Source organism: Thermobrachium celere DSM 8682, from assembly GCF_000430995.1.
Classification (GTDB): Bacteria; Bacillota; Clostridia; order Clostridiales; family Caloramatoraceae; genus Thermobrachium; species Thermobrachium celere.
On sequence record NZ_HF952018.1, the window covers coordinates 1,138,433 to 1,154,402 of the forward strand.

Annotated in this window: 13 protein-coding genes; 8 read left to right on the top strand and 5 right to left on the bottom strand. The window is 29.3% G+C overall.

Annotated features, from left to right (window positions below; genetic code table 11):
* Position 1: 1 nt before the first annotated feature.
* From TCEL_RS06160 to TCEL_RS06175, 4 genes are read right to left on the bottom strand one after another with little or no spacing between them, the layout of a single operon-like run.
* Positions 2-3,181, bottom strand: coding sequence for a type I restriction endonuclease subunit R (locus tag TCEL_RS06160; protein WP_018662231.1), 3,180 nt, complete (start codon positions 3,179-3,181; stop codon positions 2-4).
* A gap of 21 nt (positions 3,182-3,202) precedes the next feature.
* Positions 3,203-4,126 (bottom strand): restriction endonuclease, encoded by a 924-nt coding sequence (locus tag TCEL_RS06165; protein WP_018662232.1) that lies wholly within the window; start codon positions 4,124-4,126, stop codon positions 3,203-3,205.
* A gap of 21 nt (positions 4,127-4,147) precedes the next feature.
* Entirely contained in the window at positions 4,148-5,311 is a 1,164-nt protein-coding gene (locus TCEL_RS12795; RefSeq protein ID WP_018662234.1) for a restriction endonuclease subunit S, read from the bottom strand.
* A 14-nt stretch (positions 5,312-5,325) separates the two neighbouring features.
* On the bottom strand, positions 5,326-6,843 hold the full coding sequence (locus TCEL_RS06175; RefSeq protein WP_018662236.1) for a type I restriction-modification system subunit M: 1,518 nt from the start codon (positions 6,841-6,843) through the stop codon (positions 5,326-5,328).
* A 174-nt stretch (positions 6,844-7,017) separates the two neighbouring features.
* On the opposite strand from TCEL_RS06175, the gene TCEL_RS06180 reads away from it, so the two are divergent.
* The 5 genes from TCEL_RS06180 to TCEL_RS06195 all read left to right on the top strand — a co-directional run bounded on the left by TCEL_RS06180 (position 7,018) and on the right by TCEL_RS06195 (position 11,923).
* Entirely contained in the window at positions 7,018-7,827 is an 810-nt protein-coding gene (locus tag TCEL_RS06180; protein WP_018662239.1) for a RecB family exonuclease, read from the top strand.
* Positions 7,828-7,842: 15 nt separating this feature from the next.
* Complete coding sequence (locus tag TCEL_RS14205; protein WP_018662241.1) at positions 7,843-7,977, top strand: hypothetical protein; 135 nt, start codon at positions 7,843-7,845, stop codon at positions 7,975-7,977.
* Positions 7,970-9,460: a recombinase family protein gene (locus tag TCEL_RS06185; protein WP_242823452.1), complete on the top strand. Its 1,491-nt coding sequence runs from the start codon at positions 7,970-7,972 to the stop codon at positions 9,458-9,460. Before TCEL_RS14205 ends, TCEL_RS06185 begins: the two co-directional genes overlap by 8 nt.
* Positions 9,426-11,033, top strand: coding sequence for a recombinase family protein (locus tag TCEL_RS06190; RefSeq protein WP_018662244.1), 1,608 nt, complete (start codon positions 9,426-9,428; stop codon positions 11,031-11,033). The genes TCEL_RS06185 and TCEL_RS06190 overlap by 35 nt, the downstream gene beginning before the upstream one ends.
* Before the next feature lie 245 nt (positions 11,034-11,278).
* Entirely contained in the window at positions 11,279-11,923 is a 645-nt protein-coding gene (locus tag TCEL_RS06195) for a hypothetical protein (RefSeq protein WP_018662246.1), read from the top strand.
* Positions 11,924-11,994: 71 nt separating this feature from the next.
* On the opposite strand, the gene TCEL_RS06200 is transcribed toward TCEL_RS06195, so the two are convergent.
* A complete protein-coding gene (locus TCEL_RS06200) occupies positions 11,995-12,276 on the bottom strand; it encodes an ATPase (protein WP_018662248.1) in 282 nt (93 codons plus the stop codon).
* 251 nt (positions 12,277-12,527) lie between these two features.
* On the opposite strand from TCEL_RS06200, the gene TCEL_RS06205 reads away from it, so the two are divergent.
* From TCEL_RS06205 to TCEL_RS06215, 3 genes are all read left to right on the top strand, one after another.
* Positions 12,528-14,534 carry a methyl-accepting chemotaxis protein gene (locus tag TCEL_RS06205; RefSeq protein ID WP_018662250.1) on the top strand — a complete coding sequence of 669 codons (2,007 nt, stop codon included), beginning with the start codon at positions 12,528-12,530 and terminating at the stop codon, positions 14,532-14,534.
* Between the two features lie 228 nt (positions 14,535-14,762).
* The gene (locus tag TCEL_RS06210) at positions 14,763-15,437 is read left to right on the top strand and encodes a hypothetical protein (protein WP_018662252.1); all 675 of its coding nucleotides are present in this window, start codon (positions 14,763-14,765) and stop codon (positions 15,435-15,437) included.
* Positions 15,438-15,596: 159 nt separating this feature from the next.
* A partial coding sequence (locus tag TCEL_RS06215; protein ID WP_040683942.1) for a helix-turn-helix domain-containing protein occupies positions 15,597-15,970 on the top strand: 374 nt, incomplete at its 3' end.

The window sequence follows — 15,970 nt, forward strand, 5'->3', positions numbered from 1 at the left end:
TCTATTCCTTTGTGGCATAATGGACCTTTGCTAAGTTTAAAAGTTCTACTGTTAGTTTATCTATTTTGTCTTTTCCTAAAGTTTTAAAATATCTCTTTATTAGATGCATTCTTATACTTCTCTGAACATCATTTGTTTTTGTAGGATTTGTTACCCAATCAATTGGAGTATCCAATAATATTTCATCAATCTCTTTTGTTATTGTTTTTACTAAATCATCTGTATCTGAAGCTATATAAACAGCTGTTTCCTCTTTTACTACATCTATATCCTCATCTAAAACAATCTTTTTAATTGTTTGATATAAAGCATACTGCTTTTTATTAAATCCGAGTTTTTCAGCTTCACTCTCAAGGCCTTTTTTAACTTCCCTTTCAATAAACTCCTCTAACTTTTTCTTTCTCTCAATCCAACTGTTTTCTGTTTCATCTAATATCTTTTGTAGCTTTTCAAGAAGGCTTGTATAATAAACTGGGTTTTCGTCCATTTTAATACTAATCACATGTTTTGCAGCATGTTCCATTGCAGAAGCCTTTGCCTCATCTGAATTTAAAGTTTCTATCTTTGTTTTAAAATCCTCTTCAAATAAAGTTATGGGTTTTATCCACTGAACTACTCCCTTTGAAACTAAATGCTCTTCTATAATTTTTCTAACCTTTTCTCCACAGTCTGATATATCTAAGTTTTTCTCTGGTGAATATTTGGCCTTGCAGGCTGCCCTTATATATGAAAGCCATTTTAAATCGTTTAATATATCTTTTCCTACATGAAGTGGAAGTAGTACCTCAACATAGGATGAAAACTTTTTATAGGCTATCTCAAACTCCGCCCTTTTATCCTCCATCTTTAATACATTAACAAGCTCATCAAGATTGTTTTTATCTATTCCCTTAAACATTCTCATTGCTGCTTCTCTTACAGTTAGCATTTGCTTATATATTTCATCCATTGAATACATAGGTGTTCCGATATCTTCTTTTTCAAATATAGCAAGGGCTTCTTCTAAGAAGTTTGTTATACCATAGTAGTCAACTACATAACCACACTGCTTTGTTATTGTCACTTTTTCTATTTTGCCATTTTCAATCTCTTTTTCTACTTCCCTTACGCTGGTTCTATTAACCCTTGCAATTGCTTGAAGAAGGTTATGTTCCTTTAAAGGTCTATCCAAATACATAACCTGCTCAATTGGTGCATCAAAACCAGTTAATAGCATATCCTTTACAATTATAAAGCATAGTTTATCCTTTTCAACAGGCTTCTTAAACCTATTTATAATCTCCTCCTGCTGCTTTATTGTTGTAAAATGTTCCTTTAGGTGTGGAGGGTCATTTTGACTTCCTGAGAAGATTACCTTTGCTTCAAAACCTTCTCCCAAAATATCCTTCATATGCTTGTTTAGTGCATTATAATATTTTACACAGGCTTCTCTACTAATACATACAATCTGTGCCTTAAATCCATTTGGAAGTACATTTTCTTTATAATGAGTTAATATATCCTTTGCTATGTCCTCAATTCTTGATTCTGCTTCAATTATTGTTCTTTTGTTTGCATATTTTTGTTTTATTGCTTCCTTTTCTTCATCTGTTTTATCCTCAAAGGTTTCACAAAATATATCCTCAAGGCTGTCTCCCTTTATTTGAAGTTCTTCCTTTCTTCCCTCATAAACAATCTTTACAGTTGCACCATCATCAACAGCCTGTTGAATTGAGTATTTATCAATATATCCTCCAAATGTTCTTTTGGTTGATTTATCTTCTTTATCTATTGGTGTTCCTGTAAAGCCTATAAATACTGCATTAGGTAGTGCCCTTCTTAAATTTGCTGCTGTATCTTTATAATGGCTTCTGTGTGCTTCATCTGCAAGAACAATTACATTTGATTTATTTGTTAAAATATCATATTCCTTTATGAATTTCTTTGTGGTTTTTACACCACCTACAATAACTTCTCTTTCCTCTGTCTCATTTTCAAACTTTTGTATTGTTGTCATTATAATTTGGGGCTGTGCCTTTGAAAGTAGCTCCTTCATCTGTGAAATTGTCTCTGCTCTAACTGGTGTTGTTGTTTTTGATAGTGCCCTTACAAATGTATTGTAAATCTGCTTATCTAAATCTATTCTATCAGTTACAACAACTATTGTTGAATCCTTTAGCTTTTCAATTCTTCTTATCTTCCTTGCTAAAAACACCATAGTTAGAGACTTTCCTGAACCCTGGGTATGCCATATAACTCCACCCTTTTGAAGTTTGTCCCTTCCATTTATTATTCTATCAACTGCCTTATTAACAGCCCTAAACTGCTGGTATCTACACACCTTCTTTATAGTTACTCCACTATCTGTTTCAAATAATACAAAGTTTCTCATTAAATCAAGTAAATTTTTCTTTTCTAAAACTCCTTGAAGTAATATATTTTGTCCAAAATTTTCTACATCTTCAATTTCGCTCTTTTCAAAAGGATAAGGGTCCTTCCATTCAAGATAGTGGTCATATTTTGAGCTTATTGTTCCTATATATCCATGATACTTGTTTAAAATAATTGTAAAAAAGTTTGTATAAAATAGTCTTGGATTTCCTTCCCCAATGGATGAATCCCTTTCGTTCATATATCTTCTTAATTGTTCATAGGCTTCTTTTTTCCCTATATTTTCATTGCTACTTTTTTCTAAAAATGGTGATTTACATTCTATTACAACAATGGGCATACCATTTATAAATACAACAATATCAGGAATTATTTTCCCTCCTGATAGGGTTTGTACCTCAAACTGCCTTGTTACAAGAAAATCATTGTTTTCTGGATTTTCAAAGTCAATAAAGTGGACTGTATGAAATTTCTTTTTACCACTTCCATCTAAATCCTGTTCTACAGCAAAGTTTAATTCAACTATGTAAGTATATATCTTTTCATTAATCTCTAATAATGATGCTCCTAAAAGGTCTGCATTTGTTATCCTTCTTACTACCTTGTTTAGATTGTTTTCATCTATCCATGGGTTTAATCTTTTTAATGCCTTTTTTAGCCTATTTACTAAAATTACATCTTTAAAAGATTCCCTTTCTCCATCAAATGGAGTTAATTTATCCCCATCAATAAATTCATAGCCCAATTTATCTTTTAAATACCTTATGGCAGGCATTTCAACCAGGCTTTCTTCATTACCTAAATAGGACATTTAACCCCCTCCCTATTGTTGCTATTCATCAAAATAATCAGTGTCTATTCTTTTAATTTCGTAATTTTGTTGAACAGAAACTCCTACATTAAAATCTATCATATATTGAGTTAACATTATTCCATCAATTAAAACAATTTTCATTTCATTACTTTTTTGAATATATGAATAAGCTTCTTTGGAAAAAGTTGACGTAGTAATAAAAATGCCTTTTTTTGCTCCTTGCCCTACTAATGCACCAACAAATTTTTGTATTTCAGGTCTTCCTACTACTGTATCTTTCCAACGTTTTGCTTGAACATATATCCTATCTAATCCTAATCTATCTTCGTTTATTATTCCATCTATTCCTTCATCCGCTGTCTTTTGAGTTACTTTTTTGGCTTCTTGCTTAGACCCACCATATCCCATGTTGATTAGTAAGTCTAAAACTATCTCTTCAAATTTATCAAATGGGACTTCTAATAATTTCTGTAAAAGTTCTCGAGCTAACAATTCTCTCATTTCTTTGTATGCTTCATCCATTCTCTCGTAGGGAGTTTTTGAATCAATTACCTCTTGTTCATCTTCTTTATTTTCTTTCTTCGATATTTTTCTGTTTTTATTATAAAACTCTTTAAATTCATCATATCGTAATAAATATTTTGTATTTAAACTTTGTATATTTTCTTTTAACAAATTTTGTCCTTTTTCGGTAATTTGAAATTGCCCTCTTTTAGGTATGTTTAATAACCCAGCATAGAACAAATAACTCTTTGCCCAATTTATTCTATCATAGAATATCTTTTTTGCATTTTGACCTTGATAAGTTCTATTAATTTCTTCATCAGTTAAACCAAAAATTTTTGCAAGTGCTATTTCAGTTTCTTTATTATCATGTATTTTACCATCTGAAATATATTTTAATAAGGGTAACATTATTTCTTCAAAAGTTGGGATACTCATTGACAACACCTCTTAAATAACTTATACTTTAACCCTAATTTTTCCTGTTAAAAGCTTTTGCATAAGCCCTTTTTTAAGTATTTCAAGTTTTTCTTTCTTTGCTTGATATTCTTCAAGCTGGTCGTCTACTGATGATAGAATGTCGGCAATTTTTTGTTGTTCTTTAATATTTGTAACAGGAATATCTAAATTCCTTAAATCATTACTATTTATCGCATCAAATGTACTTCCTTGAGATATTCTTTTTAAATAAACACTATATATTTTTAATAAATAAAATACATACATAAAGTTAAGTTCCTCATTACATCTTAGTGCAGCTAATCCTCTTCCTATGCAAGCTCTTGTATTATTTATATTAACCTCTCCTACTGGAGCTCTAACTGAAATTAGAATGTCTCTTGGTTCAGAAATTTTTATTGGTTTACTACACCATTTTTGTGGTATTGGATAAATAAGTCCAAATTCTGTTTTACCTTGATAAAATGGCAATCCAATTCTTTCTTCATTATAACTATCGGAATCTGGCGATTGTCCCATTATAATCTCACACACATCCCCTAACTTCTTCACATCCCAATCCTTAGGTATAACCCCTACCTCTGTCTTTTTAAATTCCTTATGCCCTATTCCCTTTGTTAAAAGCCTTTGCATTAACCCTTTTTTGAGCTCTTTTGTTTTTTCTATAAGCTTATCAACATTTTCAATTTGTTCATCTACTGTTGAAAGTATGTCGGCTATTTTTTGTTGTTCTGGTTGTGGTGGGATAGGAATTTTTATACTTTCTATAGTAGATGCACTTAAGCTTGGCACACCAGTCGCTTCATTATACATATACCAGTTTATTGTTTGAAAATAATAAAATACATATTTAGGAAATGCTCTGTTTGTAATTTCTGTATAAAACAAAGTATCTATAGTCCAAAAAGGTCTTTCAATATATTGTGGTTTATTTATGGTTCCCTTCCTTCCAATTAAAACAGAAGGTTTATCATATAAATATTTATTTGCCCATCCAATCTGTCCCCCAGTTCCTAATATCGGTATAGCACCATTTTCATCTACAACGTCTTGTTGACTTTTCCCATGTCTAACTTTTAAAACATCACCAACATTTACTACTTCCCACTCCTTTGGTATCTCTCCAAGCTCCGTCATCTTATATCCTTCTCTTGCCTTCTTCACCTGTCTCACCTGCCTTATATTTCTTCAAATCCAAGTTCCTTTAGGTATTCATTTAATTTACTTTCTGTATCTTTCATCTTTGCTTTTAGTTCCTTTATTTCCTTTAAAACATTATCTATATCTACTTCTTCCTCTTCCTCTGTTGTGTCAACATATCGGCTTATGTTTAGGTTGTAGTCATTGTCTATTATATCTTGCTTTTCTACAACAGAAGCATATTTTTCAACATCCTCAAATCTATCAAAGGTTTCTACTATCCTTTGTATATCCTCATCCCTTAGTTTATTTTTATTGCCATCCTTTACAAATCCTTGACTTGCATCTATAAATAAAACTTTGTTTTCTCTTTCCTTTGGTTTGTTCTTATTTATAACAAGTATTGCAGCAGGAATACCTGTTCCATAAAATATATTAGCTGGAAGTCCTATTACTGCTTCGATTAAATCATCATCAATAAATCCCTGTCTTATCTTCTGTTCTGCACCACTTCTAAATAAAACTCCATGTGGTACAACTGTTGCCATAATTCCTTGGTCATTTAAACTTGCCACCATATGAGAAACAAATGCTAAATCACCATAGGACTTTGGTGGTATACCATAATGGAATCTATCATATTTATCATTTTGTGCTTCTTCATATCCCCAGTTCTTTAAACTAAATGGTGGGTTTGCAAGTATCTTATCAAATGTTTTTAAGTGTCCTGCCTCTGTATGCATTGGATTTCTTATTGTATCTCCCTTTTGTATATCTGCCCCTTTTGCACCATGGAATAGCATATTCATTTTACAAATAGCCCAAGTTGAGAGGTTTATTTCCTGCCCAAATAAAGAAACATTCTTAGGATTTCCCCCATGTTCCTTTATATATTGAATGGATTGAATTAGCATACCTCCACTACCACAGGTAGGGTCGTATATCCTGTCTCCTTCCTTTGGCTTTACAATATTAACCATAACCTTTACAACTTCAGCAGGTGTATAGAATTCTCCACCCTTTTTACCACTTTCATCTGCAAATTCCTTTATAAGATATTGATATGCATCCCCTAATACATCTTCTGACTCAAGGTTTGAATTTGCAAGGTTTACGCTATCAAATTTAAGTATAAGCTGTGAAAGTTTTTTATCTGGAACTCTCTCTTTATCGTTATAATTTGCTGTTGTAAGCACTCCAACAAGCTCTGAATTTTTAGGACAGTCTTCAATTGCCTTAAATGCCTTGTCAAGTTCTGGTCCTATATTCAAGTTTAAATCTCTTAGCTTTTCCCACCTTGCCTCTTCTGGAACAAAGAAGGATTCATATAGGGTTGAATCCTCTAAAAGTACCTCTATTTCTTCATCAGGTATTCCTTGCTCTTTAAATTCATTTCTTAATTTTTCTCTCTCCTCTTGAAATTCGTCATTTATTCTTTTTAAAAAAAGCATACCAAATATGTAATCTTTATATTCAGGAGCAGAAAGCTCTCCCCTTAATATATCTGCACACTGCCATAGAATTGACTCTAATTCCTGTAAAGTAAGCTTTGCCATTGCTTCAACCTCCATCTATATCAAAAAATATTTTCTTCACAAAAATATTTTAACACAAATTTAATTAATGAAATATATTTTTATTGTATTCATCTGTGTGAAATATCTACTGCAATGAATAATTTTTCCTTAATCTACACACCATAATACCAAGAAAATTTTGGAGGTGAGATTTTGGAAAATAAAATTTATCTAAGTGCATCCAGCATAAATACTTTTAAAACTTGTAAAAGGAGGTATAAGTTCAAATACATCGAAAAAATCAACAATAATTTAAAATTAGAAAGCAAATATATTTCCTTTGGTCAAAGTATGCATAAGGCTATTGCAGATTTTAATTCAATTCAAAATCAAGAATTTAAAACACTACAAATACTACAAAATCTGTTAAGAAAAAACTGGATTAGGAAGGGATATGAAAATACAGATGAAGAAAGAGAATTTGGATTAAAGGGACTTAAAATGCTTGAAGAATATTTTAATAATCCTCAAGATATGGCAAGTAAAAATTTACTCATCGAAAACACATTAAAGGAATATCGAAACAACAACATAATTCTTTTTGGGAAAATTGATAGAGCTATTGTTACTTTAAATAATGAGATAGAAGTTATTGACTATAAAACAGGTAACACAATCGAATATGAAGGTGATTTTGTTTTAGACCCTCAAATTGCATGCTATATAGAGCTTTTTAAAAATAATTTTAATATAGTCCCAAACTATATAAGTTTTTATTACCTTACCCACAACAAAAAGGTTCAAATAAAAATAGAACCTCAACATATAAACCTTATATCAGACTTTTTAAATGATACAATAAATCAAATAATTACAGAGAAGGAGTATCCCTGTAATGTATCCGAAAGTTGTGAATACACATGTGAATTTTGTGATATATGCGATAAATCCTATAGCATTGAAGAAAAATTACTAAATGAATTAAGAACAAACAATTTTGAAGCAAATAAAACTGTATTTTAAATAAAGGAGGACGTTATGCCTACAAAAGAAATTGTAATTTCATCAATAAAATATAAAGATGATGTTGAATCGTGGAATAAATTATTAGAAATCTTAATAGATTGTATTATTGATGAATATTGTGGAGGTGCTTTTGAAAAAAATGAGTGAAAACTCAACAAATGTTGCTGAAATAATAAAATCAAGTCTAACACCTGAAGACTATGCAGCGATTTACGCAAGAAAATCAAATGTAAAAGAATCTCTTTCGCTTGATACCCAAATAAAAAGAGCAAAAGAATTAGCACAAAAAAACAACCTAATTGTTTATGACATATATAAAGAACAAGCTTCAGCAACAAAGCACTTCGAAAGTAATCGTAAAGAAATACAAAGGCTACTTCAAGATGCAAAGGAGAATAAGTTTAAAACAGTTATTGTTTTTAAAAGGGATAGATTAGCAAGAAATATTGATGACTATTATAAAATCAGAAATATATTTAGAGAAAATAAAATAAACCTACTTTTTACTGATGATGTGGAGTATATTTCAGATAATAGTATGCTATCTTCCTTAATTGAAAGCTTCTATATGTGCCTTTCAGGTCTTGAGGCAGAAATTATAAAAAGCAGAATTGAACCTGGAAAGGAAAACAAAAGAAAACGTGCTGAATATTTCGCACCTAAAGTTCCTTTTTTATATGAAAAGGATGACTCTGAAAAGCCTTTTAAATTCAAACCAAAATCACAAGAGGCATCAAAGGAATTAGAAGAATTGATTAAACTTTATATTGATAGTAATGATTATACTTCAGATGTAGAAGTTAAATTTAAAGAACTACTTGATAAATATATGGATTCAAAATCTAAAAAAATATATCATTTTAATAATTTTATAAAAACACCAACTTGGGCAGGACTTCAATTAAAAAATCTAAAATACAAATTTGAAGATTCAATTATTATAAACAAAGATACTAATGAACTTGAATTAAACAGGGAGATGTACCAAAAGTGCACCAACGTAGTTCCCCTCATTTCTGAGGAATTATGGTTTGAAGCTATGAAGGTGTGGCTAAAAAAATCCAACTATAACTTTTCCCATAAGAAGGAATACCCGTTTAAAAACATCCTCTACTGTGGTAAATGCAAGAAGAAAATATATCTATTTGACGATACTTATCACTGCAAAAAAAATTGCTTCAAAGTCAGTGTTAATGAAATACAAAAAATTTTACTAAGTAAATTAGTTGAAGATATTTTTAAAAATGATACTGTTTCAAATAAATTATCAGATAAAATTACTATGCTTAAAGATAATATAAAAAAGATTGAATACGAGATAAGTAATTATAATAAACAACTTAATAACAAAATTATGGATATGATAAAAAAGAATGAACCACTTGAAAACGATGATATTAAGCAAATTTTATCTAAAATTAAAAAGCTAAATAATGAAAAGACCTCACTTGAGAGCGATTTAATACAATTTACAAACTGCTATGAAAATATAAATTTTTATAAAGGCTTTAAAGAAAATTTAGAAGAAAAGATTTTATCTAATTATGATGATATTAATTCAATAATTGAAAGCATTATTGAGAGGGTTGTTCTAAATGAAAAGTCCAACATCCAAATTGAATACAAATAATGAAAATTATGCTGTTGCTTATATCAGAGTATCTACAAAGGAGCAGGAAACCAACTCATCTTATGATGTACAGGAAAACTGTATTAAAGAGTATGCAAAAGCAAATAGTCTTGAAATTATTGAAACTTTCAAAGAAGCTAAACCAGCATCAGGCAGTGAAAATACTATTATCTCCATTGATACTATTAATGATATATTGACAAGAAGGCCTAAATTGTATGAGATTATCAATAGGGCACAAAATAAAGAGTTCAAGCACTTGATTGTGTATAGCATTGACAGATTTTCAAGAAACCTTGATGAATTTTTAACCTTATCGGCTTTACTTGAAAAAAGAGGTATTAAAATTCATTTTACAAAACCAGGTGAAAATATTTCAACAGGTAGTTCAAGTTTAAATAAGTTTATAGAAATTATTAAAGCCAATATAGCTTCAATGGAAGCTGATATACTCTCTTCTCGTGTTAAAAATGCTCAATTAAATAAAGTATCTTTAGGTTATTGGCCTGGAGGAAGAACCCCCTTTGGCTATGTAGCAGAAAAAATTACAAACAGACATACTAAACTTAAAAAATCAAATTATGAGGAACACATCATAAAGGAAATATTTGAGCTATATAATAAAGGCTATGGATATAGAAAAATAAGTAAAATTTTAAATGAAAAACATAGTGAAATGAAATTTACCAAAAGCAAAATTGAATACATTATTAAAAATGAAATATATACAGGATGTATTGTTTGGAATAGACGTGGTGGACGTAGAAAAAACTATAAATTTTATAAAAATAGTGAACACACCAAGTCTAAAAAGGATGACAAAATGGTCGTAATTGACGAAAGCACATGGAATAATGCTTGTAAGATAAGACAAATCAAGTCAAGTTCTAAAAATAAAGGTACATTTAATTCAAGCACATTTGTTTTAAATGGATTACTTTACTGTGGTCATTGTAATAACCCTTTAAAAGGAAAAAACTATGGTAAAAATAAAAAATTAGTCTATAGATGTCCTAAGTGTATTGAAAGAGGAAAATCAAAAGTTTTAATAGAAAAAACTGAACTTGAGGACTTATTTTATAAAATGCTCTCAAACTCCCTATCAAAGCAGAATAAAGAAAATGTCTGGCTAATGTTTTTAAATAATTACATAAAATTTTATCAGTCCAATACAAACTATTTAAGTGCATGTTGCGATTATAGAGATAAACTCAATAACGAACTTAACCAAATTAACAACTATATTAACAACAGTTCTAACTTAGATAACATATTTGATTGTTTTGAGAAAGACTCTGTACTTGAAGTATTGAATACTCAAAGAATACTCTATACAAAAAATATAGAGAGCATTTCTAAAAAAATAGAAAAAATTCAAAACATATTATCCAAACCCGTTTTAACCAAAGAAGAATTTTTTGATAAATTAAATCACTTTTTAAACAATATTTCTAATCTTAATCAAGACACCATGAGATATTTTATTACCAGTTATATAAATAAAGTTATTGTAACTTCTTTAGATAGTACAATAAATTTAGACATTGAATTAAACATAAGCAAATTTCAATAAAATTAAGCAGAGCTAAAATAACATGCTCTGCTTAATTTTTATTTATTTAGGTAGTAGGCAAATAGTCTGTTATGGTATACCATAACAGACTATTTGCCTACAATATTTTTTGATTATATTTTTAATAACAATTTGCTCTATCTATCGGATTAAAAACTTATAAAAAGTAATATTTTATTCCTATTCATTTCCAAAAACTTATGTGAATATACTTAATTAAAGCCATTTAAAATTTAGGAGGATGCATGAAATTAGAGAAATTAAATGATATTATTGTTGGTGCTAAATTAGAAGACTTGAAAAAGGCAATATCTGAAAATCAAAATCCCTATGAATTATTAATTACGATAAATGAAGGTTTAAAAAATAAAATTTCACCTTACTTAATTCAGAAATATATACTACAAAATTTTAAGAAAGTTTGGAAAAAGAAGAAATGGCAGGATGTTACGGATGATAATGATATTAAAGATACCAATGTTGTTAATGAAGATACTGAAAATATAGTACCCTTACCAAGCGAGGATACTGATTCGGGAAGTACAACTTACTCAAGCGAAAATAATCCCCCAGATGATGCCAACAACCTTGAAACTATATTAAAAAAGCTCTATCATATTGAAACTAAAATAAAAGAAATTGAAAAATCGTTAAAGTCATTAAATAACAGTATCTACTCATTATTGAATAATTACAATCATCAAATTGAAGATTTTGTAGGAATATATAGTAGCGAAAGCATTAAGGTTACTCTAAACTTAAATAAAAAGATTAAGGAGGAACTGAAGAGTCTGCTTGAGCAAAACTACAAAATAAAGAATAATGACTCAAAGTTAATCAACACTGCCCTTTTAATAGCACTTCTTAATGAGAAGAATAAAAGAGATTAGTTCAACAAGCTCTTAAAGCTGTTGAACTAATCTTTAACTTAAATAAAGTAGGTATATACTTCTTAGTGTGTTTAGGAGACAATAACATGAGGTGCTGTTCCATCAACTATTGCTATATTTAAATCATTTATTACAATACCATCTAGTGAATCCATGTCAGCAGAACAGTAAACATAATCAATGTCAAATCCTTTAGACTCAAGTTCTACCCCCATTTTGTGCATAAAACTTGATTTTCCACATCCTGGGCCACCTTTTATAATGTATATCTTATCTCTTCCTTTAAGTACATAATCAAAATAGGACACAAATCCTGCTGAAGTATTAGCCGAAGCAAAATATTTTTTACCCATATTAACCTCCAATATGTTCTTTCATAAACTATAATATGATAGGAGGCGCTAATTAGTGCCTCCCTTTACTTTTTTTTTAACTTTAAAATGTTTAAATTATATTTAAATGTAAGCTAGCAATTTATGTTATATTTTGTAATTATTTTGTTATTTTTTATAATTAATTATTCTTACTTTTGTATATTACATGTAAAGTTTTTAACATAACATTACGATATAAAAAATAAATACAATCAAAGGAGGAAAGCTTAATGACGATGGGAAAACGAATATCCTTATTCGTACTAACAGTTTTCGTAACAAGCATTTTAATTATGGGATTGTTTTCCTATAAAAGTGTTAATGATTATTTCATAAAAAGATTAAGTGGGGAGATATTAAACATTTCAACAAGTGAAGCAGAAAAAATAGATGTTCTATTGGAAAAAGAAATATCTGAACTTCATGGACTAGCTTCAACTAGTGATGTTAAAGCAGTTTTAGAAGGCCAAGGAAATATAGAAGCATTAAGCCAGATATTCGACAAATATGTTGGTGATGTTGGAAATAGTGAACATGTTTTTCTTGTAGATGAAGCTGGTACAATTCGTGCAGATAGTGATAGAAAACTAATTGGTAAAAGCGTTTTAGATAGGCAATATACAAAAGATACCTTAAGTTTTAAAAAGCCTGTAATAAGTGAAGTTTTAGTTTCAAAGTCAACAGGTGAACTTGTTGTTGCAGTAACTTATCCTGTAATAATAAATGGTAAAATTAAAGGTTTTGTAGCTAATGCAGTAAAATGTAGCAGCTTTTCAAAATTTTTGAAGGATGAAGGGGTAGCTGGATTAAAGTCTGGTTATACCTATGTTGTTGATACAAAAGGCAAACTAATATACCATAAGGATAAAAATAAAATAGGAAAAACTGTTGAAAACGAATCAATTAAATCTTTAATTGAAAAATTGAATTCAAACGAAAAAGTTGAAAGAAATATAGTTAAATATGTATATAATGGAATTAAAAAGATAGCTGCTTATGATTTTTCTAAAAAAACAGGCTGGATAGTTGTTACAACAGCTGACGAAGAAGAAGCAGTAGCTCCAATTTTATCTCTAATAAAAACTCTTGTTCTTATATTTAGTATATTAGGTTTAATTGCAGTTAGCCTAGCTTATATATTTGTAAATAGAATTACTAAACCGCTAAATAGAATTGTAAAACTAATTGATGAAACATCTAGATTTGAACTAGAAAATAAAACAGAATATGAAGATCTTTTAAAATATAAAGGAGAAGTAGGTTTTATTGCAAATGCAGTTGCTAATTTAAGAGTTCAGCTTAGAGATATTGTTGGAAAGATTATAAACGTTTCAGACATTATTAAAGAAAATGCCCATAAAGTATCAAGCACAGTTGAAATGTTAAAATCAGAAGCAGAAGATAATATGGCAACTACAGAAGAACTTGCAGCTGGCATGGAGGAAACATCAGCTGCGACTGAAGAAGTAACAGCCACAGCAGATTCAATATTATCAAATGTAGAACAAATAAGAGACAGGGTTGAAAAAGTTACAACCTACACTGAAGAAATAAAAGAAAGAGCATTAATGATAAATACAGAAGTAAAAACATCAAAGGAAAATGCACTAAATATTTATGAAAATGTAAAGAAGGATCTACAAAATGCAATTGAAGAATCAAAGAAAGTTGAACAAATAAATGAACTTGCTAATACAATAATAGCAATTACTTCGCAAACAAATCTACTTGCTTTAAATGCTGCTATAGAAGCTGCACGTGCTGGAGAAGCAGGCAGAGGTTTTGCTGTAGTTGCAGATGAAGTTAGAAAGCTTGCTGAAGAATCTTCAAAGATTGCAGCTAATATTCAAAAGGTTGTTGAGATGGTTAATAATTCAGTAAAGAATCTTGCAAAAGGTAGTGAAGAAATTTTAGGGTTTATAGAGAATAAAGTTACAAGTGACTATAATGCTTTTATAGTTGTTGGCGATCAGTATAATGTAGATGCTGAAACTATATACAAATATATGGAGGACGTAAAAATACAAATTAGTGAAGCAACAGCAGCTGTATCTGAAATTGTTCGTGCAATTACTGATGTTGCAAAAACAGTAAATGAAGGTGCTGTTGGAACAGAAAATATTGCATCTAAGACTCAAAATATTGTCACAGCAGTTGAAGGTGTAAATGAGATATCTCAGCAAAATCTTGATGGTGCTAATAAACTAAAGGAAGTATTAAGTGTTATTAAACTATAATGTTGTTTTAATAGTAAATATATATATACAAGAAAAATCAAAATACTAACCTCCTTCTTGATATAATTTAAAATTTTATCAAGAAGGAGGAATTATTTTTTTGTTAATAGCTTATAGTAAAGTATTTGTTTTATGTTTTGCTCTACTGTAAATATATATTATTTTTTGGTATAAGAAGGAAGTAAATTCATATAATAAAAATAATTAAAAATTTAAGGAGGTATATAAATGCAGTTACCGATTATAAAAAAATATCTTGATAAATTCTCTAAAAATAATAAAAATCAAGAATGCATAATTGATGAGCAGAAAAATGAAGAATATACAAATGATGTTTGTAGTTATAACTTTATAATTCAACCTGTACATCTATTTAATTTTTCATTAAATTTAAAGAAATCTACCTTTGCTGTATACATTGATATATCTAGCCATAAAAACTATATTGAAATTGATACTAACACTATTGTTACTGAAGATTTTGAGTATTATTTTAAACAGGCTGGGTTTGACCCAATAAAAATAAAAAAAGAGTTAATAGATTTTAAGTCTTTTCCAATAAAATATAGAATATCAATTCCTATTCAACGCATTAAACCAGCAGGTTGCTTTTGTGCCTATGTATATTTAAATGAAGAACAATTCTATAACGGATTATTAATTTTCGATTCTTATGCAAATAGATTTAGAGTTCAACTTAACGAAAAACATAAAAACAAGGCTAGGAAGATGTATGAGATAACAGAATCTATTCTGATGAGAGAGCCTAAAAATATTCCTAAATGCCCAATAGACTTGCAATATACTACGCAACTAGATGATATAACTAACAAATGGTGCAGAATCTGTTATAAAGCAAACTTATTAAGCGATTATAGTAGGGAGGTAAAAGAAAGTGTGTAATGGATATATTACAGGAAGAATAATTTCAAGTGATAAGTATTTTATTAATAACACAAGGTTCATTGTAAAATTAAATGCAACAGATAAAAAATATTAAAACCATAGTGAAAATCATGTATGATATAGGTGTCAAATCCAAACATACAGGAGGTTTTCACTATGGTTGATAAAATTAATTCTAACACAACTGTACGTTCTTTTAAACACCTAAATAGCTATGAGCGTGGAGAAATTTATGCATTACTAAAAGAAGGTAAAAGTATTCGCTATATTGCTAAAAAATTAGGACGTAGTCCAAGTACTATCTCCCGTGAAATTAAACGTGGTACTACCTTACAGCTTAAAAGTGATTTATCTACATTTACAAGTTATTTCCCTGAAACAGGTCAGGCTGTATATGAAAATCATCGCTCAAATTGCGGAGCAAAAATTAAAATAGCTACAGCCGAAGCTTTTATAAAGTATGCAGAAACAAAAATTCTTAAAGATAAATGGTCCGTCGATGCTGTAGTAGGTTATTGTAAAAATGACCC

Excerpts from the sequence above, each read along its gene's own strand:
- TCEL_RS06160 (WP_018662231.1), bottom strand. The coding sequence starts at position 3,181 with ATGTCCTATTTAGGTAATGAAGAAAGCCTGGTTGAAATGCCTGCCATA.
- TCEL_RS06165 (WP_018662232.1), bottom strand. The coding sequence starts at position 4,126 with ATGAGTATCCCAACTTTTGAAGAAATAATGTTACCCTTATTAAAATAT.
- TCEL_RS06175 (WP_018662236.1), bottom strand. The coding sequence starts at position 6,843 with ATGGCAAAGCTTACTTTACAGGAATTAGAGTCAATTCTATGGCAGTGT.
- TCEL_RS14205 (WP_018662241.1), top strand. The coding sequence starts at position 7,843 with ATGCCTACAAAAGAAATTGTAATTTCATCAATAAAATATAAAGATGAT.
- TCEL_RS06185 (WP_242823452.1), top strand. The coding sequence starts at position 7,970 with ATGAGTGAAAACTCAACAAATGTTGCTGAAATAATAAAATCAAGTCTA.
- TCEL_RS06190 (WP_018662244.1), top strand. The coding sequence starts at position 9,426 with ATGAAAAGTCCAACATCCAAATTGAATACAAATAATGAAAATTATGCT.
- TCEL_RS06195 (WP_018662246.1), top strand. The coding sequence starts at position 11,279 with ATGAAATTAGAGAAATTAAATGATATTATTGTTGGTGCTAAATTAGAA.
- TCEL_RS06200 (WP_018662248.1), bottom strand. The coding sequence starts at position 12,276 with ATGGGTAAAAAATATTTTGCTTCGGCTAATACTTCAGCAGGATTTGTG.
- TCEL_RS06205 (WP_018662250.1), top strand. The coding sequence starts at position 12,528 with ATGACGATGGGAAAACGAATATCCTTATTCGTACTAACAGTTTTCGTA.
- TCEL_RS06210 (WP_018662252.1), top strand. The coding sequence starts at position 14,763 with ATGCAGTTACCGATTATAAAAAAATATCTTGATAAATTCTCTAAAAAT.